This window comes from Maritimimonas sp. 2304DJ26-3 (assembly GCF_056591635.1).
In genome coordinates this window covers 43781-65361 of record NZ_JBWQOK010000003.1, presented here as the reverse complement: position 1 = coordinate 65361, position 21581 = coordinate 43781, and the positions used below count along the sequence as shown (strand labels likewise).

Annotated in this window: 17 protein-coding genes and 1 tRNA gene; 2 read left to right on the top strand and 16 right to left on the bottom strand. The window is 33.8% G+C overall.

Annotated elements, in window-relative coordinates; all coding sequences use genetic code 11:
• Positions 1-71 precede the first annotated feature (71 nt).
• On the top strand, positions 72-506 hold the full coding sequence (locus AC1EUV_RS08900) for a cytochrome c oxidase assembly factor Coa1 family protein (protein ID WP_480198345.1): 435 nt from the start codon (positions 72-74) through the stop codon (positions 504-506).
• On the opposite strand, the gene bioA is transcribed toward AC1EUV_RS08900, so the two are convergent.
• The 5 genes from bioA to AC1EUV_RS08875 are packed head-to-tail and all read right to left on the bottom strand — an operon-like array spanning position 492 to position 7744.
• Positions 492-1757, bottom strand: a complete 1266-nt coding sequence (gene bioA / locus AC1EUV_RS08895) for an adenosylmethionine--8-amino-7-oxononanoate transaminase (protein WP_480198344.1) — start codon at positions 1755-1757, stop codon at positions 492-494. The two genes, AC1EUV_RS08900 and bioA, sit on opposite strands and share 15 nt — an antisense overlap.
• Positions 1754-2368 carry a dethiobiotin synthase gene (gene bioD, locus AC1EUV_RS08890; protein ID WP_480198343.1) on the bottom strand — a complete coding sequence of 205 codons (615 nt, stop codon included), beginning with the start codon at positions 2366-2368 and terminating at the stop codon, positions 1754-1756. The genes bioA and bioD overlap by 4 nt, the downstream gene beginning before the upstream one ends.
• Positions 2365-3525: an aminotransferase class I/II-fold pyridoxal phosphate-dependent enzyme gene (locus AC1EUV_RS08885; RefSeq protein ID WP_480198342.1), complete on the bottom strand. Its 1161-nt coding sequence runs from the start codon at positions 3523-3525 to the stop codon at positions 2365-2367. Before AC1EUV_RS08885 ends, bioD begins: the two co-directional genes overlap by 4 nt.
• 29 nt (positions 3526-3554) lie before the next feature.
• The gene (gene dinB / locus AC1EUV_RS08880; protein ID WP_480198341.1) at positions 3555-4772 is read right to left on the bottom strand and encodes a DNA polymerase IV; all 1218 of its coding nucleotides are present in this window, start codon (positions 4770-4772) and stop codon (positions 3555-3557) included.
• Positions 4772-7744 carry a DNA polymerase III subunit alpha gene (locus tag AC1EUV_RS08875; RefSeq protein WP_480198340.1) on the bottom strand — a complete coding sequence of 991 codons (2973 nt, stop codon included), beginning with the start codon at positions 7742-7744 and terminating at the stop codon, positions 4772-4774. Before AC1EUV_RS08875 ends, dinB begins: the two co-directional genes overlap by 1 nt.
• A 67-nt stretch (positions 7745-7811) precedes the next feature.
• Between AC1EUV_RS08875 and AC1EUV_RS08870 the strand changes: the two genes are divergently transcribed.
• On the top strand, positions 7812-8582 hold the full coding sequence (locus tag AC1EUV_RS08870) for an XRE family transcriptional regulator (protein ID WP_480198339.1): 771 nt from the start codon (positions 7812-7814) through the stop codon (positions 8580-8582).
• A gap of 48 nt (positions 8583-8630) precedes the next feature.
• On the opposite strand, the gene AC1EUV_RS08865 is transcribed toward AC1EUV_RS08870, so the two are convergent.
• The 11 genes from AC1EUV_RS08865 to tuf form a co-directional block, all read right to left on the bottom strand.
• Entirely contained in the window at positions 8631-8945 is a 315-nt protein-coding gene (locus AC1EUV_RS08865) for a DUF3467 domain-containing protein (protein WP_480198338.1), read from the bottom strand.
• 3 nt (positions 8946-8948) lie between these two features.
• Positions 8949-13220, bottom strand: coding sequence for a DNA-directed RNA polymerase subunit beta' (rpoC, locus tag AC1EUV_RS08860; protein ID WP_480198337.1), 4272 nt, complete (start codon positions 13218-13220; stop codon positions 8949-8951).
• A gap of 78 nt (positions 13221-13298) precedes the next feature.
• Positions 13299-17114 carry a DNA-directed RNA polymerase subunit beta gene (gene rpoB / locus AC1EUV_RS08855; RefSeq protein ID WP_480198336.1) on the bottom strand — a complete coding sequence of 1272 codons (3816 nt, stop codon included), beginning with the start codon at positions 17112-17114 and terminating at the stop codon, positions 13299-13301.
• Positions 17115-17239: 125 nt separating this feature from the next.
• The gene (rplL, locus tag AC1EUV_RS08850) at positions 17240-17620 is read right to left on the bottom strand and encodes a 50S ribosomal protein L7/L12 (protein WP_480198335.1); all 381 of its coding nucleotides are present in this window, start codon (positions 17618-17620) and stop codon (positions 17240-17242) included.
• Positions 17621-17669: 49 nt separating this feature from the next.
• Positions 17670-18185 (bottom strand): 50S ribosomal protein L10, encoded by a 516-nt coding sequence (rplJ, locus tag AC1EUV_RS08845; protein ID WP_480198334.1) that lies wholly within the window; start codon positions 18183-18185, stop codon positions 17670-17672.
• A gap of 20 nt (positions 18186-18205) precedes the next feature.
• Entirely contained in the window at positions 18206-18898 is a 693-nt protein-coding gene (gene rplA / locus AC1EUV_RS08840) for a 50S ribosomal protein L1 (RefSeq protein WP_480198333.1), read from the bottom strand.
• A gap of 20 nt (positions 18899-18918) precedes the next feature.
• Entirely contained in the window at positions 18919-19356 is a 438-nt protein-coding gene (gene rplK / locus AC1EUV_RS08835) for a 50S ribosomal protein L11 (protein ID WP_480198332.1), read from the bottom strand.
• Positions 19357-19423: 67 nt separating this feature from the next.
• Complete coding sequence (nusG, locus tag AC1EUV_RS08830) at positions 19424-19975, bottom strand: transcription termination/antitermination protein NusG (protein ID WP_480198331.1); 552 nt, start codon at positions 19973-19975, stop codon at positions 19424-19426.
• A gap of 14 nt (positions 19976-19989) precedes the next feature.
• Positions 19990-20178, bottom strand: a complete 189-nt coding sequence (gene secE / locus AC1EUV_RS08825; protein ID WP_480198330.1) for a preprotein translocase subunit SecE — start codon at positions 20176-20178, stop codon at positions 19990-19992.
• Positions 20179-20197: 19 nt separating this feature from the next.
• Positions 20198-20270: transfer RNA gene (locus AC1EUV_RS08820), tRNA-Trp, on the bottom strand.
• A gap of 124 nt (positions 20271-20394) precedes the next feature.
• Positions 20395-21579: an elongation factor Tu gene (gene tuf, locus AC1EUV_RS08815; RefSeq protein WP_480198329.1), complete on the bottom strand. Its 1185-nt coding sequence runs from the start codon at positions 21577-21579 to the stop codon at positions 20395-20397.
• Between the last annotated feature and the right edge of the window lie 2 nt (positions 21580-21581).

The following is a 21581-nucleotide window of genomic DNA, read 5'->3' as shown; positions in this document are numbered from 1 at the left end:
TGTGGCAAATTTAAGTTTCTGTGTAACAAAAACCATCTACTAAACACTTATATTTATAAAAAGAAGCACTTATGAGCGAGTATGTACAACAAAAAAGCTGGTTTTCAAGAAATTGGTTATGGGTGGTCCCAGTAAGTGGGTGTCTTGTTGTTATTTTATTATTAGTATTTGGCGTCGGTGCTGCTATTTTTGGCGTCACGAAATTAATGACAGGTTCTGAACCTTATGAATACGCTCTTGAAAAGGCTGCAAACGACACTATAGTTATTGAACATTTGGGCAATTCTATTGAAAGCGATGGAATAATCCAAGGAAACATATCTCTAAACAATAACTCTGGAAAAGCTAATATTACTATACCTATAAAAGGAAGCAAAGGCAAAGGATCAGTTACTATTATCGGTCGAAAAGAAAGTGGAGAATGGACTTATGAGGAACTATTTGTGAAAATTAAAGAGAAAAATATTACAATAAATTTAATTAACAAAGGTCTAGAAGGTATCTAAAACTTTTTCTATCGTATTATAAATCTTATCTAATTGTTCGTCTGATATTGTAAAAGGAGCTAAAATATAAATTGTGTTTCCTAGAGGTCGTAAACATACGCCGTTCTGCATAAAGAAATTAAATAGCTTATTTCTTAGATTACCATAGCGTTCCATTTCTACATTAAGATCTAGCGCATAGATAACACCTAATTGATGTGTTTCTTTTACTTTAGGGTGATCTTTTATTTTAACATTAAAATCTTGGTGTGATTTAATAATTCGTTTAATATTATTTTGAACCTCATTTGACTGCAGCAATTCAATTCCTGCCAAAGCTGCGGTACAAGCTATTGGGTTTGCTGAATATGTATGTCCGTGAAAAAAACCTTTTGCCAATTCATCACTCAAAAAAGCATCATATATTTTTTGCGTGCAACTGGTAATAGCCATTGGCACTAATCCTGCTGTTAACGATTTTGACAAACAGATAATATCTGGTTGATTCTTTAAATATTCAGATGCAAAACTTTTGCCCGTTTTTCCAAAACCTGTCATTACTTCGTCTGCAATTGTTAATACATTATTCTCCTTTGCAACTGCAAGCAGCTCATCTAATAAATTGCCCTCATACATTTTCATAGCTGCTGCGCCTTGCACCAAAGGCTCATAAATAAAAGCAGCCACATTATCATGACTAATTAGTTGTTTGAATTGTTTCTTAATCTCATCAAAATTATTCTTAGTTGGAACTGGAATTCTTTCCACATCAATAAAAAAATCTTGGAACGGTCCATTATAAACAGATAATCCAGAAACAGACATAGCACCAAATGTGTCTCCATGAAATCCATCTTCTAAGGCAATAATCTTTGTTCGTTTTTCACCTTTATTAAAATGATATTGCAATGCCATTTTAATAGCGACATCAACTGAAGTAGAACCATTATCAGAAAAGAAAATCTTTTGTTGACTATCTGGTAAAATATCAATTAGAGCTTCTGATAATTTTATTGCGGGTTCGTGTGTAAATCCTGCAAAAACAACATGATCTAGTTGTTGCATTTGGTTAGCCACTCGACTGGTAATATATTCATTGCAATGCCCAAACATGCAGGTATACCAGGATGCAATTCCATCAATGTATTCATTACCGTCTTCGTCATATAAAATACATCCTTTAGCCTTAGTAATTGCGATATGATCAGGGCTTAACTTATGTTGTGTTAAGGGATGCCAGAGATGTTTTTTATCACGCTCTTTTAGACTCATAAATTCTTTTTAAACCGTTCAGCATATTCCTTAACCACGTTTTGATCAAAATATGGTTCTTCGTCAATTCTACCAACAACTTTTACATTAGTCATTTTTTGAACAATTGATTCTGTAGTTTTATGCTCACTACCACTAAAAATTACTGAAACATCAAATCCTTTTTCTTGTAATAGCTTAATTGTTAATAGTGAATGATTAATACTACCTAAATAATGGCGCGAAACAACAAGTACCTTATAATCTGGTTTAATTATATCTAAAATTGTTTGCTTATCGTTTATAGGAACTAACAAGCCTCCTGCTCCTTCGATCACTAAACTATTTTTAGTATTAGGTTCTTTAATTTTTTTTAAATCAATTCTAATTCCATCAATTTCAGCAGCAGCGTGAGGGCTCATTGGCGTGTTTAAAGCATAACTATTTCGATGAAATTTAGATTTGTCATTTGAAACTAATCGCTCTACTTTCTTTGTATCGCAGTTATCTAAATCTCCTGCTTGAATGGGCTTCCAATAATCAGCATTTAGCGCTTCGGTAACAATAGCTGCGGCTATCGTTTTACCCACATCAGTCCCAATCCCAGTAATAAAGTATTTTTTTTGCTTCATCTGGCTACAAAAGTAGCAAGGTTCTCTAAAACTTTTGTGATTTCTTCTTTAGAATTATAAGAGTGTATACAAAAGCGCAGGCGTTCTTTTCCTTTAGGTACTGTAGGTGAGAGAATTGGTTTTACATCAAATCCGTTTTCTTTAAATTTTTGAGCAATAGATTTTATTTTTTTATTCCCAGGAATCATACAACAATGTATAGCAGAGTTACTTTCTATAAAACCTAGTTTCAGCCTTTTAAATTCAGATTTAAAATGTTGAATATTACTGTGAAGCTCTTTGGATGTTTCTGCTGCGCTCAGCATGACATCGTATGTAGTTTTTATAGTTGCGAGTGAATGTGGAGATAAAGCAGTTGTGTAGATAAAACTTCTAGCAAAATTGACTAAATATTGTTTTAATTGTTCATTACCTAGAACGACGGCACCATGACAACCCAATGCTTTACCAAATGTAATTAATCTAGCAAAAACATCTTTTTCTAATCCTAATTCTTGAACTAACCCCTCCCCTTTATTTCCTACAACACCTGTGGCATGAGCTTCATCGATTATAAGATAAGCATTGTACTTATTACAAAGTTGTGACATCTTAGATAAGTTAGGAGAATCTCCATCCATAGAAAAAATAGATTCTGTAACTACATAGACTTCGGCATGCTCAGTTTGACCATTATCATTACCCTGAACTCGTTTTAGTATCTTATCCAGATCATTTAGATCATTATGCTTAAACTTATAGGCTTTAGCATTACTCATTTTAACACCATCTCGTATCGAAGCATGGATAAATTCGTCATATAAAACTATATCTCCTTTTTGAGGAACTGACGAAAAGAAACCAATATTAGCATCGTAACCTGAATTAAAGATTAAGGCAGCTTCACTTTTGTGAAAATTACAAAGTGTTTTTTCTACCTCATCATATAATATGTGATTACCTGAAAGTAGTCGTGAACCTGTTGAACCGTTATTTTTAATCTTTCTATCGACTAGATATTTATGTGCCTGGTCAAATATATCTTCTGATTTAGCAAAACCTAAATAATCATTAGACGAAAAATCAATAAGACTTACTTGGTTCTTTAATACACGTAAGGCATTTGCGTCTTTTCGTTCATTAAGTTTTTGTTGAAGCTTTTGAGGATTTTTTTTCATTATGTCAAATATATGACTCTTAAGATATTTTACCTCCTTCTATTTGCTAATAAGGGAGGTGGTTCTCCTGTAAAAGGATTCCATCTACTGATACTTTTAGCATCCATACCAGCCGCAGAGATAACAGAACGATCTCCAAAACGTTCGCGCATTTTATCAATGGCCTGGCTCAAACCAATTAATTTTTCGTCATCTTCGAACAAGTTAATTTGATGCCCTCCTTCTACCAAATGGCTAAATTTAACTCCTACCAAACGCACTAATAATCTTCTGTTATATAGCTTTTTAAACAAATCTAATACTATTGGAATAATACTAGTATCTAACGAGCTATATGGAATACGCTTTTGTTGGGTATATGTTTGAAAATCGGAATAACGAATTTTAAAAGTTACACAAGCAGTTAACTTATGTCCTCGTCGTAATTGATACGCTAAATTCTCTGCCATTGCGATAATAATACTTCGTAGTTTATGTATATCTGTAGTATCTCTATCAAAAGTACGTTCGGTAGAAATAGATTTACGCTCGTGATATTGCACTACTGGACTATTATCTATTCCATTCGCTTTTTTCCATATACTTAATCCATTTTTACCTAAAACACGATACATTAATTGCATTGGCATTTTTTGCATTGTATAAATTCGCTTAATTCCTAAGTCACATAGTGATTTATAAGTGACTTCACCTACCATAGGTATTTTTCGAACAGATAGAGGTGCTAAAAAAGGTTTTTCTTGTCCTTTTATAATTCGAATTTGGTTGTTTGGTTTTGCTTCGCCCGTTGCAACTTTTGAGACTGTTTTATTAATTGATAACCCAAAAGAAATAGGCAAGCCAGTTTCTTTAATGATTTGCTGTCGTAATTCGCTAGCTAATTGATGGCATCCGAAAAATTTGTCCATCCCGGTAAGGTCAATATAAAATTCGTCAATAGAAGTTTTCTCGTATAATGGTACATTTTCTTTAATAACTTCTGTAACGTTATTAGAAAATTTTGTGTACACTCCAGAATTTCCTCTTAATACAATTGCTTCAGGGCATAATTGCTTAGCCATTCGCATTGGCATTGCAGAATGAATACCAAACTTACGTGCTTCGTAACTACATGATGCTACTACGCCACGATCTGAAGTACCGCCAATCAACACAGGTTTACCATTTAACCTACTATCTAATAGTCGCTCACAAGACACAAAGAATGTATCTAAATCCATATGAACTATAGCTCTTTCTTCTTGCATTAAGCTGTTATTTTTTCTGTTTCCTCCGCATATCTTGGATCTTCAATAATAGCTTTTCTATACATTGACATTACTTCTATATTAATACAATCAAATTCTTCTATAACTTTTCCTGTAATAGTATAAATCCCTTTGCCTCTAAAAGGATATTTAGCTGCTACTGGAGGAAAATGTACTGTGTCTATAAAATCACCATCTCGATCTAAAAAGGTGCCGAAATGCATTGCTTTTCCAGAAGAAGTTGCTGTGTTTTTGGTAGTAATTAAATAACCTTCTATAGTAATTATATTGTTTTTATAATTAATAAGTTCTTGAGCTTTTAAGAAACTATCTTGTGGTTTTGCTAATAATTCAAAAGGATTGCATAACGGAAAACCTAATAGTTCATATTCATCAAAAGCATTTTCTAAAGCTGTGCTTCTTAGTTCAGGTGTTTTGTAAGAAATACGTTCTGTTTTAAACAATGTAATAATATGCTCTTCTTTAGGTATTTTACTAATTTTCATACGAGCATCCCACAACAATTCACGCTTATTAATTTTAGTAAAACGAAAAGCATTAATCTTAATTAAGATAGAAATTTGTTCAACAGAAATAGGAACTCGATCTATAAAATTATCTAAACTTTTAAAATCTCCTTCTTGACTTCTTGCATCAACTATTTTTTCGATTGTATTTAATTCTAGAGCATGTAAAAAAACAAACCCTAAATAAATAGTAGTATTATTAATAATAGTAAGACGATCACTTTTATTAATACAAGGGGCTTCTATCTTTGCTCCATGCATTCTTGCTTCATGCACATACAACTCTGCTCTGTAAAATCCGCCTCCATTATTGAGCGTAGCGACCATATATTCTAAAGGATAGTACGCTTTTAAAAATAAACTTTGGTAGCTCTCTACTGCATATGAAGCTGAATGCCCCTTCGCAAATGCGTAACCAGCAAAACTTTCTATTTGTCGCCAAATATTTGCTACAAGATTATCTGTTTTTCCGTCTTGTTTACAATTATCAAAAAATTGCTGTTTTACTTTTAGGAATTCGTCGCGAGATCGAAATTTACCCGACATACCACGACGTAACATATCTGCTTCGCCTAAATTTAGCCCTCCAAAAATATTTGCTACTTTAATTACATCTTCTTGGTATACCATTACCCCATAGGTTTCTGGCATAATCTCGAGCAATATTTCATTTGCTTCCTTACGTCGTTCTGGATAACGGTATCGTAAAATATATTCACGCATCATTCCCGATTTTGCAACACCTGGCCGAATAACCGAACTAGCCGCTACTAAACCCAAATAATTATCTACCTGAAGTTTCTTGAGCAACATTCGCATTGCTGGAGACTCTACATAAAAACAACCTATAGCCTTCGCATTTTTTAATAGGTACTTAATTTTTTTATCTTGCTTGAACCGTTTAATGTCGTGAATATCGATTGAGTCTTTTTCAGGATGATTATATTTAACTATTTCGACAGTGTCTTTTATTTTTCCTAAACCTCGTTGACTTAAAATATCAAACTTATACAAACCTATATCCTCTGCAACTACCATATCAAATTGTGTTGTAGGATATCCTTTAGGAGGAAGAAAGGTTGCACAATAATAATGAATAGGTTTTTCTGAAATTAGAATACCTCCTGCATGTATTCCTAAATAATTAGGAAACCCTTGAATATATTTACTATACTTAATAACCAATCGAGAAAGGTTATCTAACCGGTTTAAATTATATTTTCCCCTAGTCAATAAGTCTATTTCAGATTTTGGTAATCCAAACACTTTTCCCAATTCTCGAATTGAAGCCTTTAATTTAAATGTATTATAGACCGTTATAAGTGCTGTATTCTTAAATTCCTTAAAAATAAACGCTATGATATCATCTCTATCTGCCCATGAAAAATCAATATCAAAATCGGGAGGGTTCTTTCTAAATAAATTAATGAATCGTTCAAAGTATAAATCTAACTCTACCGGATCTACATCTGTAATTCTTAATAAATAAGCAACAATACTATTTGCTCCGCTTCCACGTCCTACATAAAAATACCCTTTGCTACGCGCATACTTTAAAACGCGCCAATTAATCAAAAAATAAGAAACAAACCCTCTTTTATTTATGGTAGATAATTCATTTTCAATACGTTTATAAACGGTTTCGCTTGGATTCTCATAGCGATACTGTAATCCTTTATAGGTTAACTTCTCTAATAATTTGCAATCTGATTCTTCACTTTCTGTATAAGAACGTTGATTACTAGGTGTGGCTTGTGAAAAATCGAATTCAATATGACAATCTTCTAAAATACGTTGTGTGTTTTCTATTAATTCAGGATAATCGGCATAAATGATTTTTAGATTATTTAGTGATAAAAATTGATCGGTTTCACAGCCTTGTTCATTTAAAGGAAGCTTGCTTAATAAGGTGTTATTATCAATAGCTCTAAGAAGTCGATGTGTGTTAAAACCTTTTTTATTTTGAAAAGAAACCGTTCTTAAAATAACTAATTTATCAAGTTTTCTATTCCATTTAGAGAATTTTAAATGATTAATATCCTTAGGTTTTACGCCTAGATATTCATTCTCTCTAAGTTCATAATTCTTTCCTTTTTCAAAGGGATAAACCACATAGCTATTTGCTATATGAATTGGTCGCTTGAGGATTTTTAAAGAATCATCATGAAGAAAAATAGATAGATAAGTATTGATCTGTTGAAAGCCATGATTGTTTTTCGCTAGTACTATAAACTGTTGATCAGCAGCATTCCTAAAATCCACACCTAAGACTGGTTTAATGTTATATTTAGATGACAGTCGAACAAAATCTAAGCATGCTGAAGTAGTATTAATATCGGTTAGCGCTAACGTTTTAATACCATTCTCTTTAGCTAGCAATAATAATTCCTCAGGTTTTATTGTACCATATCTAAGGCTAAAATATGTATGACTATTTAAATACAATTATTAGGGATAAAGTTTTTACAAAAATATTGCATTAAATACACATTTATTGTGTAATTTTAACACAATGAATAAAAATTATATCGCAACCAATATTAAACACTGTCGAGAGTTAAAGAAATTTTCTCAAGAATATTTTGCAGAAGAATTAAAGTGGACGAGAAATACTATTGTTAATATAGAACTAGGAAGATCAGAACCCTCAATAGACAAGTTGCTTGAGTTGTCTAAATATATTAAAATACCTATTGATGCACTCATCAAAGTTGATCTAAGAAAGTCTAAAGATTTATCTTTTATAGATATAGGAAATAAAAGAGTTTTGTTTCCCATAAGTGTTAACCAATATAATGAAGAGCTTATTGAGGTTGTACCCATAGAAGCTTCTGCTGGTTATTTAAAAGGCTACGCAGATCCAGAGTATATTGAGCATTTACAACGATTTAACTTACCTTTTTTACCTACCGGAACACATAGAGCATTCCCTATAAAAGGTGACTCCATGCTACCAGTTAAAGATGGTTCTTTTATAATAGGAAAGTATGTAGAAGATATTCGCGACGTTGAGGATGGAAGAACATATGTAGTGCTTACCAAAGATGATGGCTTAGTATATAAACGTGTTTATAATAGAATAAAAGATAGAAAAAGTCTTTTACTCTATTCTGATAATAAAACTTATGCACCTTACGAGGTGAAAATTGAAAATGTTTTAGAACTCTGGAAATTTAAGTGTTGTATTAACACGCAAGAGTATGATAAAGATGAATTAAAGTTAAGTAATATTGTAAACTTATTTCAAGAGCTTAAAGTAGAATTGAAATCAATTAAAAATTGATATGTGAAAATAAAAAAAACGCCGAACTTTCGTTCGACGTTTACTTATTTATGCTTGACCTGCCGGTCCGAAATTTAACGGAATCGGTGGTTGCTCATAATCCTTTATTTCACCATGGGCTTTTTCGAATCTAGCTACATTCTCTGCCAATGCCTTCGTTAAACGTTTAGCATGTTGTGGCGTTAATATAATTCTAGATTTTACTTTTGCTTTAGGCGTACCTGGCATTACATTCACAAAATCTACAACAAACTCAGATACTGAATGATTGATAATTGCAAGATTAGAATAGGTTCCATCCGCAACAGCTTCATCTAATTCAATATTCAACTGATTCTGCTTGTTTTTATCTTGCTCTGCCATAATCTAATTTGCTTCGATCTCTTCTTTAGAACCTACAATTAAGTGATCATAAAAACGCATACCTGTACCTGCTGGTATTTTCTTACCAACAATTACATTTTCTTTAAGACCTTCTAAGTAATCTACCTTACCACTTACAGCTGCTTGGTTTAATACTTTTGTTGTCTCTTGGAATGATGCAGCAGAGATAAACGACTTAGTTTGTAACGACGCTCTTGTTATACCTTGTAAAATTGGCTCTGCCGTTGCAGGAACTGCATCTCTAGCTTCAACCAATACTTTATCAGCCCTACGTAATATAGAATTTTCGTCTCTTAGCTTACGTGCAGAAATAATCTGACCAGCTTTAAGGTTTTCTGAATCTCCTATATTCTCAACGACTTTCATTCCGTAGATAGCATCATTTACTTCCATAAAGTCATTTTTATGAACTAATTGACTTTCTAAGAAAATAGTATCACCAGAGTCGACAATCTTCACTTTACGCATCATCTGTCTTACAACTACTTCGAAATGCTTATCATTAATTTTCACGCCTTGCAGGCGATATACTTCTTGAATTTCATTCACTAAGTATTCTTGTACTGCCGATGGGCCTTTAATATTTAGGATATCTGATGGAGTAATTGCTCCGTCTGATAATGGCATACCTGCTTTTATAAAGTCATTTTCTTGAACTAGAATCTGATTCGAAAGCTTCACCAAATATTTTCTGATATCTCCAGTTTTAGATTCAACTATGATCTCACGATTACCTCTTTTTATCTTACCAAAAGATACTACACCATCAATCTCAGAAGTTACAGCTGGATTCGAAGGGTCACGAGCTTCAAATAACTCAGTTACACGTGGTAAACCACCAGTAATATCACCTGCTTTACCAGATTTACGTGGAATCTTAACTAAAATCTTACCTGCTTCAATCTTATCACCATCTTCAACAATTAAGTGAGCTCCTACAGGTAAACTGTATGAACGTAGTGTTTCACCTTTCTTATCCTCGATAATTAAAGTAGGTACAACTTTCTTATTCTTTGATTCTGAAATTACCTTTTCTTGGAAACCAGTTTGCTCATCAATCTCTACTTGATAAGTAATACCCTGTTCAATATTTTCAAACGCAACTTTACCTTCAAATTCTGAAACAATTACACCATTATATGGATCCCATTTACAAATAACATCACCTTTCTTAATAGTTCTAGCACCTTTTACAGCAATATGAGAGCCATAAGGAATATTATTAGTACTTAACGTAATACCCGTATTCTTATCAATAACTTTAATTTCAGAAGTTCTAGAGATTACGATATCAACTTTATTGCCATCGTTATCTAAACCTTCTACAGTACGTAGATCATCAATTTCAATCTTACCATCGAACTTAGCAGTTAATGAATTTTCTTCTGAAATGTTTCCTGCAATACCACCTACGTGGAAAGTACGAAGTGTTAACTGAGTACCAGGTTCACCAATTGATTGTGCTGCAATTACACCTACAGCCTCACCAATTTGAACTTTCTTTCTAGTTGATAAACTGTGCCCATAACATTTAGCACAAATACCTCTAGAAGATTCACAAGTTAATGCAGAGCGAACTTCTAATGACTCTAAAGACGACTTATTAACTTTCTTAACAGCATCTTCATCTATCTCTTCGCCTGCAGAAACTACTAATTCTTGACTAATAGGATCATAAACATCTTCTAAAGAAACTCTACCAAATACTCTTTCCCCTAGTGTTTCAACAACTTCTTCGTTTTTCTTTAAAGGAGTAATTTCTAATCCTCTTAAAGTACCACAATCTTCTTCATTAATAATCACATCTTGAGATACATCAACTAAACGACGTGTTAAATAACCTGCATCGGCAGTCTTTAATGCTGTATCGGCAAGACCTTTACGAGCACCGTGAGTAGAAATAAAATATTCAAGAATTGATAAACCTTCTTTAAAGTTAGAAAGAATTGGATTCTCAATAATTTCTCCACCACCTGCTGTAGATTTTTTAGGTTTAGCCATCAAACCACGCATACCTGTTAACTGACGAATCTGTTCTTTAGAACCCCTTGCACCAGAGTCAAGCATCATATACACTGAGTTGAAACCTTGCTGATCTTCGCGTAAACGCTTCATAGAAAGCTCAGTCAACTTATTGTTTGTTGATCCCCAAATATCAATTACCTGATTGTAACGTTCTTTGTTCGTCAACATACCCATGTTATAACTCGCAATGATAGTGTCAACTTGCTCGTTAGCAGCATCGATCATCTTGTACTTCTCTTCAGGAATAATAATATCTCCTAAACTAAATGAAAGACCTCCTTGGAATGCAAATTTATATCCCATCCCTTTAATAGCATCTAAGAATTTACCAGTTGATGGTACATCGGTAGCTTTTAAAATATCACCAATAATATCTCTCAAAGACTTCTTAGTCAATACCTCATTAATATAACCAGCCTCTTCAGGAACTACTTCATTAAATAATACTCTACCAACCGTAGTTTCAATTATTTGAGTAGTTAATTCTCCTTCTTCATTAAAATCTTTTGTACGAACTTTTATACCAGCGTTTAGATCAACTTGCTTTTCGTTAAAAGCGATTGTTACTTCTTCTGGAGAATAAAAAGTTGCTCCTTCACCTTTTACTTTATGTTCTTTAGTAGACTTACGCTCTTTAGTCATATAATATAAACCAAGAACCATATCTTGAGAAGGTACTGTAATTGGGGAACCGTTAGCAGGATTCAAGATACTATGAGAAGCTAACATTAATAATTGAGCTTCAAGTATTGCTTCTGGGCCTAATGGTAAGTGAACCGCCATCTGGTCACCATCAAAATCCGCATTAAATGCTGTACATACTAATGGGTGTAATTGAATAGCCTTACCTTCAATTAATTTAGGTTGAAATGCTTGAATACCTAAACGGTGAAGCGTTGGAGCACGGTTTAGTAATACAGGATGTCCTTTAAGAACATTTTCTAAAATATCCCATACTACTGGCTCACGCTTATCTATAATTTTCTTTGCAGATTTTACAGTTTTTACAATACCTCTTTCAATTAGCTTTCTAATTACAAAAGGCTTGTATAATTCTGCTGCCATATCTTTTGGCAATCCACATTCGTATAATTTTAATTCTGGACCAACAACAATAACTGAACGTGCAGAATAATCGACACGTTTACCTAATAAGTTCTGACGGAAACGTCCTTGTTTACCTTTTAATGAATCAGATAACGATTTTAAAGGTCTATTAGATTCTGTTTTTACTGCTGATGATTTACGTGTGTTATCAAATAATGAATCTACAGATTCTTGTAACATACGTTTTTCGTTACGCAAGATCACTTCAGGAGCTTTAATCTCCATCAATCGTTTTAAACGATTATTACGGATAATTACTCTACGATATAAATCATTTAAATCTGAAGTTGCAAAACGACCACCATCTAATGGTACTAATGGACGTAATTCTGGAGGCGTAACTGGTACAACCTTCATAATCATCCATGCAGGTTTGTTTTCTCTATTTTTATTTGCATCACGGAAAGCTTCAACAACGTTTAAACGTTTTAAGGCTTCCATTTTACGTTGCTTAGATGTTTCAGTATTTGCCTTATGTCTTAACTCATAAGACAATTCATCTAAATCAATACGATTCAATAATTCAATCAAACATTCTGCACCCATTTTAGCTATGAATTTGTTTGGATCTGAATCTTCTAAATATTGATTTTCTACTGGGAATGTCTCAAGTATATCTAAATACTCTTCCTCCGTAAGGAAATCCATTTTTTGTAACGGCTCACCTTCAGCATTAGTTGCTCCAGCTGGTTGAATTACAACATAACGTTCGTAGTAAATGATCATATCTAACTTCTTAGAAGGCAATCCTAAAAGGTAACCCATCTTGTTAGGTAATGACCTAAAATACCAGATATGTGCAACAGGAACTACTAAGTTAATGTGCCCTACTCTATCTCTACGTACTTTCTTTTCAGTAACTTCTACTCCACAACGGTCACAGATAATTCCTTTATAGCGAATACGTTTGTACTTACCACAAGCACATTCGTAATCTTTTATAGGACCAAAAATACGCTCACAAAACAAACCATCTCTTTCTGGTTTATGTGTGCGATAATTGATCGTTTCTGGTTTTAATACTTCACCTCTAGATTTTTCTAAAATAGATTCTGGTGATGCTAAACCAATTGATATTTTATTGAATTTTTTTACAGTGTACTTTTCTCTTTGTTTTGCCATGATATATGCAATCGAATTAAAATGTAAAAATGTATATGGTAAAAGCAACAAGCAATTAATGCTTGCTGCTTTAAATTATTATTCTTCTAATCTAACGTCTAAGCCAAGTCCTTTTAACTCGTGCATTAATACATTAAATGATTCTGGTAATCCTGGTTCTGGCATTGGTTCACCTTTAACAATACTTTCGTAAGTTTTAGCTCTACCTAATACATCATCAGATTTAACAGTTAAGATTTCTCTAAGTGTACTTGATGCTCCATATGCTTCAAGTGCCCAAACCTCCATCTCACCAAAACGTTGACCACCAAATTGTGCTTTACCACCTAACGGTTGCTGTGTAATTAATGAATAAGGTCCAATAGAACGTGCATGCATTTTATCTTCAATCATATGACCTAATTTGATCATATAAATCACACCTACGGTTGCAGGTTGATCAAAACGCTCTCCAGTTCCACCATCATATAAATACGTATGACCAAACTCTGGCACACCAGCTTCATTAGTTAATGCTGTAATCTCATCGATTGAAGCACCATCAAAAATTGGTGTAGCATATTTCTGATCTAATTTTTGACCTGCCCAACCAAGAACAGTTTCATAAATCTGGCCAATATTCATACGCGATGGTACACCTAATGGGTTTAATACAATATCTACTGGTGTTCCATCTTCTAAGAAAGGCATATCTTCTGCTCTTACAATACGAGCAACAATACCCTTATTACCATGACGACCTGCCATCTTATCACCAACTTTTAACTTACGTTTTTTAGCGATATATACTTTAGCAAGCTTTACAATACCAGCTGGCAATTCATCACCTACAGTAATTGTAAATTTCTCACGACGTAAAGAGCCTTGTAAATCACTTACTTTGATCTTATAATTGTGAATCAATTCACTAATTAATTTATTGATACTCTTGTCAGTTGTCCAAGTACCTTTAGTTAAGTGTTCAAAATCATTTACCGCATTCAACATTTTAAGTGTAAACTTCTTACCTTTTGGTAAAATTTCTTCACCTAAATCATTTTGAATACCTTGAGCCGTTTTACCATTTACAAGTGTAAATAACTTATCAACTAAACGATCTTTAAGATTATTAAATTTAACAGTAAACTCTGCTTCTAATCTTTCTAACTCTTCTTTATCTTTACTACGTTTCGCCTTATCTTTAATAGTTCTCTTGAACAATTTCTTGTCAATTACCACACCTTTTAATGAAGGAGAAGCTTTTAAAGAAGCATCTTTAACATCGCCAGCGTTATCACCAAAGATGGCTCGTAATAATTTTTCTTCTGGAGTAGGATCTGATTCACCTTTAGGAGTAATTTTCCCGATAAGGATATCGCCAGGTTTTACCTCAGCTCCAATGCGGATCATACCGTTCTCATCAAGATCCTTGGTAGCTTCTTCTGATACATTTGGAATGTCTGCTGTTAATTCTTCAGCTCCTAACTTTGTGTCACGAACGTCTAAAGAGTATTCATCAATATGAATTGATGTAAATACATCTTCACGAACCACTCTTTCAGAAATTACAATCGCATCCTCAAAATTATACCCTTTCCAAGGCATAAAAGCTACCTTCATATTTCTACCTAATGCTAATTCACCTTTTTCGGTAGCATATCCTTCACAAAGTACTTGTCCTTTTTTAACTTTATCACCCTTTTGAACAATCGGATGTAAATTAATAGAAGTACCTTGATTTGTTTTTCTAAATTTGATTAACTCGTAAGTCTTATCGTCTTCATCAAAGCTTACTAGCTTTTGCTCATCACTACGGTCATATCTGATGGTAATCTTATCAGAATCAACATATTCTACAACGCCATTACCTTCAGAGTTTATCAAAATTCTAGAATCTGTAGCTACTCTACGTTCTAAGCCTGTACCTACAATTGGAGACTCAGGTCTCATTAATGGTACTGCCTGACGCATCATATTAGATCCCATTAAGGCACGGTTTGCATCATCATGCTCTAAGAAAGGAATCAATGAAGCCGAAATAGATGAAATCTGATTTGGAGATACATCCATATAATCAACATCAGCAGGAGTTACTAATGGGAAGTCACCTTCTTCACGAGCAACAACTTTGTCTAATGTTATATTTCCTTCTTTATCAAGATCTAAATTAGATTGAGCAATTTTCTTACCTTCTTCTTCTTCAGCACTTAAATAAATTGGTTCTTTACTTGTGTCAACCTTACCTTCTTCAACTTGACGGTAAGGAGTTTCGATGAAACCTAAATTATTCACTTTGGCATATACAGAAAGTGAAGAAATTAAACCAATGTTTGGTCCCTCAGGAGTTTCAATCGGACATAAACGACCATAATGTGTATAGTGAACGTCACGAACCTCGAAACCTGCTCTTTCCCTTGATAAACCTCCAGGCCCTAATGCAGATAATCTACGCTTGTGAGTAATCTCAGCTAACGGATTTGTTTGATCCATAAATTGAGATAATTGATTTGTACCAAAGAAAGAATTAATCACTGAAGATAATGTCTTAGCATTGATCAAATCAATCGGTGTAAATACCTCATTATCACGAACATTCATACGCTCACGAATGGTACGAGCCATACGCGATAGACCAACACCAAACTGACCTGCTAACTGCTCTCCTACAGTACGAACACGACGGTTTGATAAGTGATCAATATCATCTACCTCTGCTTTAGAGTTCACTAACTTAATTAAGTTCTTGATGATAGTAATAATATCTTCTTTAGTTAGTACTTTTTGATCAATATCAATATCAAGTTCTAACTTTTTATTCATCCTGTAACGACCAACTTCTCCAAGATTGTATCGTTGTTCTGAAAAGAATAATTTATTGATAATACCTTTTGCCGTTTCATAGTCTGGCGGCTCAGCATTCCGTAATTGACGGTAAATATGTTCAACAGCCTCTTTTTCTGAGTTGGTTGGATCTTTTTGTAGGGTATTATGAATAATTGCATAATCACCCATATTATCATCCTCTTTATGTAAAAGAATGGTTTTAGAACCTGCCTCTAAAATTTCTTCAATATGTTCTTTTTCAAGAATTGTATCGCGATCTAAGATAATCTCATTACGCTCAATTGACACAACCTCACCAGTATCTTCATCTACGAAATCTTCGTGCCAAGTCTTTAATACTCTTGCCGCTAACTTACGTCCTAAAACTTTTTTAAGCCCTGATTTAGAGACCTTTACTTCGTCAGCTAAATCAAATATTTCTAGAATATCTTTATCACGCTCAAAGCCAATTGCTCTAAACAATGTTGTAACAGGCAATTTTTTCTTTCTATCAATATATGCATACATTACACTATTGATATCTGTTGCAAATTCTATCCAAGAACCTTTAAAAGGTATTACTCTTGCAGAGTATAATTTAGTACCATTTGCATGGAAAGATTGACCAAAGAAAACTCCTGGCGAACGGTGTAATTGAGATACAACTACACGCTCTGCACCATTGATTACAAAAGTACCACTATGTGTCATGTAAGGAATAACTCCTAAATACACGTCTTGTACAATTGTTTCAAAGTCTTCGTGTTCTGGGTCAGTACAGTATAATTTTAAACGTGCCTTTAACGGTACGCTATATGTTAACCCTCTCTCAATACATTCTTGAATCGAATATCTTGGTGGGTCAACAAAGTAATCTAAAAACTCTAATACAAATTGGTTTCTAGTGTCAGTTATTGGAAAATTGTCGGAAAATGTTTTAAATAATCCTTCATCACCTCTTTCATCAGCCTTGGTTTCTAGTTGGAAGAAATCTTGGAATGATTTTACTTGAATATCTAGAAAATCTGGATAATCAGTAATTAATTTTGCTGATGCGAAGTTTACTCTTTCGGTACTTTTTGTTGTTGACAATGGAGAAAATTTTAATTAAAAAAACCTATTAAATTATAAGAGCGAATATATACGCAAAATGGTTTAGGTCATTTTGGATATCTACCCAAAAGACCTAAACCTTAGTTGTTTAAGCTAAGAAGAGCTTACTTAAGCTCAACTTCAGCTCCAGCTTCTTCTAAAGATTTTTTAAGACCTTCAGCTTCGTCTTTAGAAACACCTTCTTTTACTGCAGCAGGTGCACTATCTACGATACCTTTAGCTTCTTTAAGACCTAAACCAGTTAATTCTTTAACTAATTTTACAACAGCTAATTTTGAACCACCAGCTGCAGTAAGTATTACGTCGAATTCAGTTTGCTCGTCTCCACCAGCAGCATCTCCGCCACCAGCAGCAGGTCCAGCAACAGCTACTGCAGCAGCAGCAGGTTCTATACCGTATTCTTCTTTTAAAATATCTGCTAATTCATTAACTTCTTTTACAGTTAAGTTAACCAATTGTTCTGCGAAATCTTTTAACTCTGCCATTTTCTATTGTTTTAAAAATTTTGTATTTAGTTTATAATGTGTGTTTATTTTATTTTTCTGATAATGTCTTTAAAATTCCAGACAATTTACCACCACCTGACTGTAATGCTGAAACAACATTCTTAGCAGGCGACTGCAAGATTGTAATAATCTCACCGATTAATTCTTCTTTAGATTTAATATTTACTAAAGCATCTAATTGGTCATCACCAACATAGATAGACTCTTCAATATAAGCTCCTTTAAGAACAGGTCTGTCAGATTTTTTACGGAATTCTTTTATAACTTTAGCAGGCGCATTACCTGTTTCAGAAATCATTATAGAGGTATTACCTTTTAATGTTTCTGGCAATTCACCAAAGTCTTTATCAGATTTTTCCATTGCCTTAGAAAGCAATGTATTTTTAACAACTGCCAATCTAACGTCAGCTTTAAAACAAGCTCTACGTAAATTAGAAGTGCTTATAGCATCTAATCCTGAAATGTCTGCAAGATAGATAGTGTTACTGTCAGCTAATTGGCTTGTTAAATTGTCTATTACTTGCGATTTTTCTTCTCTAGTCATAATTCAAAAATTTAACTTGCTTAAACTAACGATTTTGCATCTACCTCTATACTAGGACTCATGGTACTAGACATATAGATACTTTTTACATATGTTCCTTTTGCAGTATTAGGTTTTAGCTTTAAAATTGTTTGTAACAATTCGTTAGCATTACCTTCTATTTTATCTGCATCAAAAGATGATTTACCTACAGAAGCATGAATGATACCAGTCTTATCAACTTTAAAATCAATCTTACCTCCTTTTACATCTTTAACAGCTTTAGCAACGTCCATAGTTACTGTACCAGTTTTTGGGTTTGGCATTAAACCACGAGGACCTAAAACTCTACCTAAAGGACCTAATTTACCCATTACACTTGGCATTGTTACTATTACGTCAACATCTGTCCAACCTCCTTTTATCTTTGTGAGGTATTCATCTAAACCTACATAATCAGCACCAGCTTCTTTAGCTTCTGCTTCTTTATCAGGAGTAACTAAGGCTAAAACCTTAACATCTTTACCGGTACCATGTGGTAATGTTACAACACCACGTACCATTTGATCTGCTTTTCTAGGATCAACTCCTAATCTTACAGCTAGATCTACAGATGCATCAAACTTTACGTTTGTCACTTCTTTTACCAAAGCAGATGCCTCACTTAAAGTATATGCTTTATTAGCTTCTACTTTAGATTTAGCTTCTTTTTGCTTTTTAGTTAATTTTGCCATCTTCTATAAAATTATAAAGTTTAAACAGGAGCGTTTCCTTTTACTTTTATTCCCATTGAACGAGCAGTACCAGCCATCATTTTCATTGCAGACTCAACTGTAAATGCATTTAAATCTTGCATTTTGTCTTCTGCAATTGTACGAAGCTGATCCCAAGTTACAGTAGCAACTTTTTTACGATTAGGTTCACCAGAACCTTTTTTCGTTTTAGCTGCTTCTAAAATCTGAACAGCTGCTGGTGGAGTTTTTACAACAAAATCAAATGATTTATCTGAATATACTGTAATAACAACTGGTAAAACTTTACCAGGCTTGTCTTGAGTTCTAGCATTAAATTGCTTACAGAACTCCATAATGTTAACTCCGGCAGCACCTAAAGCAGGTCCAACAGGTGGTGAAGGGTTAGCAGCACCTCCACGAACTTGTAATTTTACAACCTTACTAACTTCTTTTGCCATTTTTTAAACTTTAGCGTTATGATCTCGCAAATGTTGGAAGCTATTGCGAAAATCAAATATGTAACATTTATGAAATTTTCTCTACTTGCATATAGCTTAGCTCTAGTGGTGTTTTTCTTCCGAAAATCTTAACCATTACTTCCAGCTTACGCTTTTCTTCGTTTATTTTTTCTATAGTACCATCAAATCCGTTAAACGGACCATCAATTACTTTTACTGTTTCACCTATTATATAAGGTATTGCAATATTTTCACTTTGCACAGCCAATTCATCTACCTTACCTAACATTCTATTTACTTCTGACTTACGCAATGGTACAGGATCACCTCCTTTGGTTTCTCCTAAAAACCCTATAACACCAGTAACAGATTTAATTACGTGAGGTAATTCTCCACTTAAGTTTGCCTCAACCATAATATAACCCGGAAAATAAACACGCTCTTTATTTATTTTCTTACCATTACGGATTTGAATAACTTTTTCTGTAGGTACCAATACCTGATCAACATAATCGTCTAAACCTAAACGAGCAACTTCGTTTTCGATATAGGTCTTTACTTTATTTTCTTGACCACCAATAGCTCTCACTACATACCATTTCTTTACAGAATCAGTCATAATCATTTTTTGAATTAAAATAGGTTAAAATATTGCTCTAATCCTAATTGAAAAACTTTATCTACAGCAAATACCGCTAAGGCAAACAATACTGAAAACATAGCTACAACAACAGTAGACTTTTGCGCATCAGACATTGGTAACCACGTTACTTGCGTATTTAGTTCTTTGAAAGAATCTTTTATATAATTAACAATACCCATTATTCTTCTTTGTTTTTTGCACGGGTTGAGAGACTCGAACTCCCGACACCTGGTTTTGGAGACCAGTGCTCTACCAACTGAGCTAAACCCGTAATTTTGGGTTTACACTATGATTCAATTTCAATTGAAATGCGCTACACCCGTATAGAATATAAGGTGCTTCTCTTTTCAAAGAAGCACCTATCCTATAATATATTTAACTAAAAATTAGGTGTCTTATAAAATTTCAGTCACCTGACCTGCACCTACAGTTCTACCTCCTTCACGGATAGCGAAACGTAAACCAACATTCATTGCGATTGGTTGGTGTAAGTCTACAGTAATAGTTAAGTTATCACCTGGCATTACCATCTCAACACCATCAGGTAAATTAATAGTACCTGTTACGTCAGTAGTTCTTACATAGAACTGCGGACGATAGTTGTTATGGAATGGCGTGTGACGACCACCTTCTTCTTTCTTAAGGATATAAACCTCAGCTTTGAATTTATCGTGTGGAGTTACAGAACCTGGCTTACAGATTACCATACCTCTTTTAATATCAGTTTTTTCAATACCTCTTAATAAGATACCTACGTTATCACCTGCTTCACCTCTATCTAATATTTTACGGAACATTTCAACTCCAGTAATAGTAGAAGTTAATTTTTCAGCTCCCATACCGATAATATCTACAGCATCACCTGTGTTAGCAACACCAGTTTCAATTCTACCAGTTGCAACAGTACCACGACCAGTAATAGAGAATACATCCTCGATTGGCATTAAGAAATCCTTTTCAACTTCACGAACAGGCTCTTCGATCCAGCTATCAACTGCATCCATTAATTCCATAATAGAATCAACCCATTTTCCTTCACCATTTAATCCACCTAAAGCAGAACCTTGAATTACAGGACCATTATCACCATCATACTCATAGAAAGAAAGTAATTCTCTTACTTCCATATCAACAAGCTCTAGTAATTCTTCATCATCAACCATATCAACTTTGTTTAAGAAAACAACAATACGAGGAATACCTACCTGACGACCTAATAAGATGTGCTCACGAGTTTGAGGCATTGGACCATCTGTAGCCGCAACTACTAAGATAGCACCGTCCATTTGTGCAGCACCAGTTACCATGTTCTTAACATAATCCGCGTGACCAGGACAGTCAACGTGTGCATAGTGACGATTAGCTGTTTGATACTCAACGTGAGATGTATTAATTGTAATACCTCTTTCTTTCTCTTCTGGAGCATTATCAATTTGATCAAAGTCTCTTACTTCAGAAAGACCTTTATCAGATAATACTTTAGTAATAGCTGCTGTTAAAGTTGTTTTACCGTGGTCAACGTGTCCAATAGTACCAATATTTAAATGTGGTTTGGAACGATCAAAAGTTTCTTTTGCCATGA

Bases quoted from the DNA above. Each gene is read 5' to 3' on its own strand.
- rplJ (WP_480198334.1), bottom strand. From the start codon at position 18,185: ATGACTAGAGAAGAAAAATCGCAAGTAATAGACAATTTAACAAGCCAA.
- AC1EUV_RS08885 (WP_480198342.1), bottom strand. From the start codon at position 3,525: ATGAAAAAAAATCCTCAAAAGCTTCAACAAAAACTTAATGAACGAAAA.
- rplA (WP_480198333.1), bottom strand. From the start codon at position 18,898: ATGGCAAAATTAACTAAAAAGCAAAAAGAAGCTAAATCTAAAGTAGAA.
- nusG (WP_480198331.1), bottom strand. From the start codon at position 19,975: ATGACTGATTCTGTAAAGAAATGGTATGTAGTGAGAGCTATTGGTGGT.
- secE (WP_480198330.1), bottom strand. From the start codon at position 20,178: ATGGGTATTGTTAATTATATAAAAGATTCTTTCAAAGAACTAAATACG.
- bioD (WP_480198343.1), bottom strand. From the start codon at position 2,368: ATGAAGCAAAAAAAATACTTTATTACTGGGATTGGGACTGATGTGGGT.
- tuf (WP_480198329.1), bottom strand. From the start codon at position 21,579: ATGGCAAAAGAAACTTTTGATCGTTCCAAACCACATTTAAATATTGGT.
- rpoC (WP_480198337.1), bottom strand. From the start codon at position 13,220: ATGGCAAAACAAAGAGAAAAGTACACTGTAAAAAAATTCAATAAAATA.
- AC1EUV_RS08900 (WP_480198345.1), top strand. From the start codon at position 72: ATGAGCGAGTATGTACAACAAAAAAGCTGGTTTTCAAGAAATTGGTTA.
- AC1EUV_RS08865 (WP_480198338.1), bottom strand. From the start codon at position 8,945: ATGGCAGAGCAAGATAAAAACAAGCAGAATCAGTTGAATATTGAATTA.
- bioA (WP_480198344.1), bottom strand. From the start codon at position 1,757: ATGAGTCTAAAAGAGCGTGATAAAAAACATCTCTGGCATCCCTTAACA.
- AC1EUV_RS08870 (WP_480198339.1), top strand. From the start codon at position 7,812: ATGAATAAAAATTATATCGCAACCAATATTAAACACTGTCGAGAGTTA.
- rplK (WP_480198332.1), bottom strand. From the start codon at position 19,356: ATGGCAAAAGAAGTTAGTAAGGTTGTAAAATTACAAGTTCGTGGAGGT.
- dinB (WP_480198341.1), bottom strand. From the start codon at position 4,772: ATGCAAGAAGAAAGAGCTATAGTTCATATGGATTTAGATACATTCTTT.
- rplL (WP_480198335.1), bottom strand. From the start codon at position 17,620: ATGGCAGAGTTAAAAGATTTCGCAGAACAATTGGTTAACTTAACTGTA.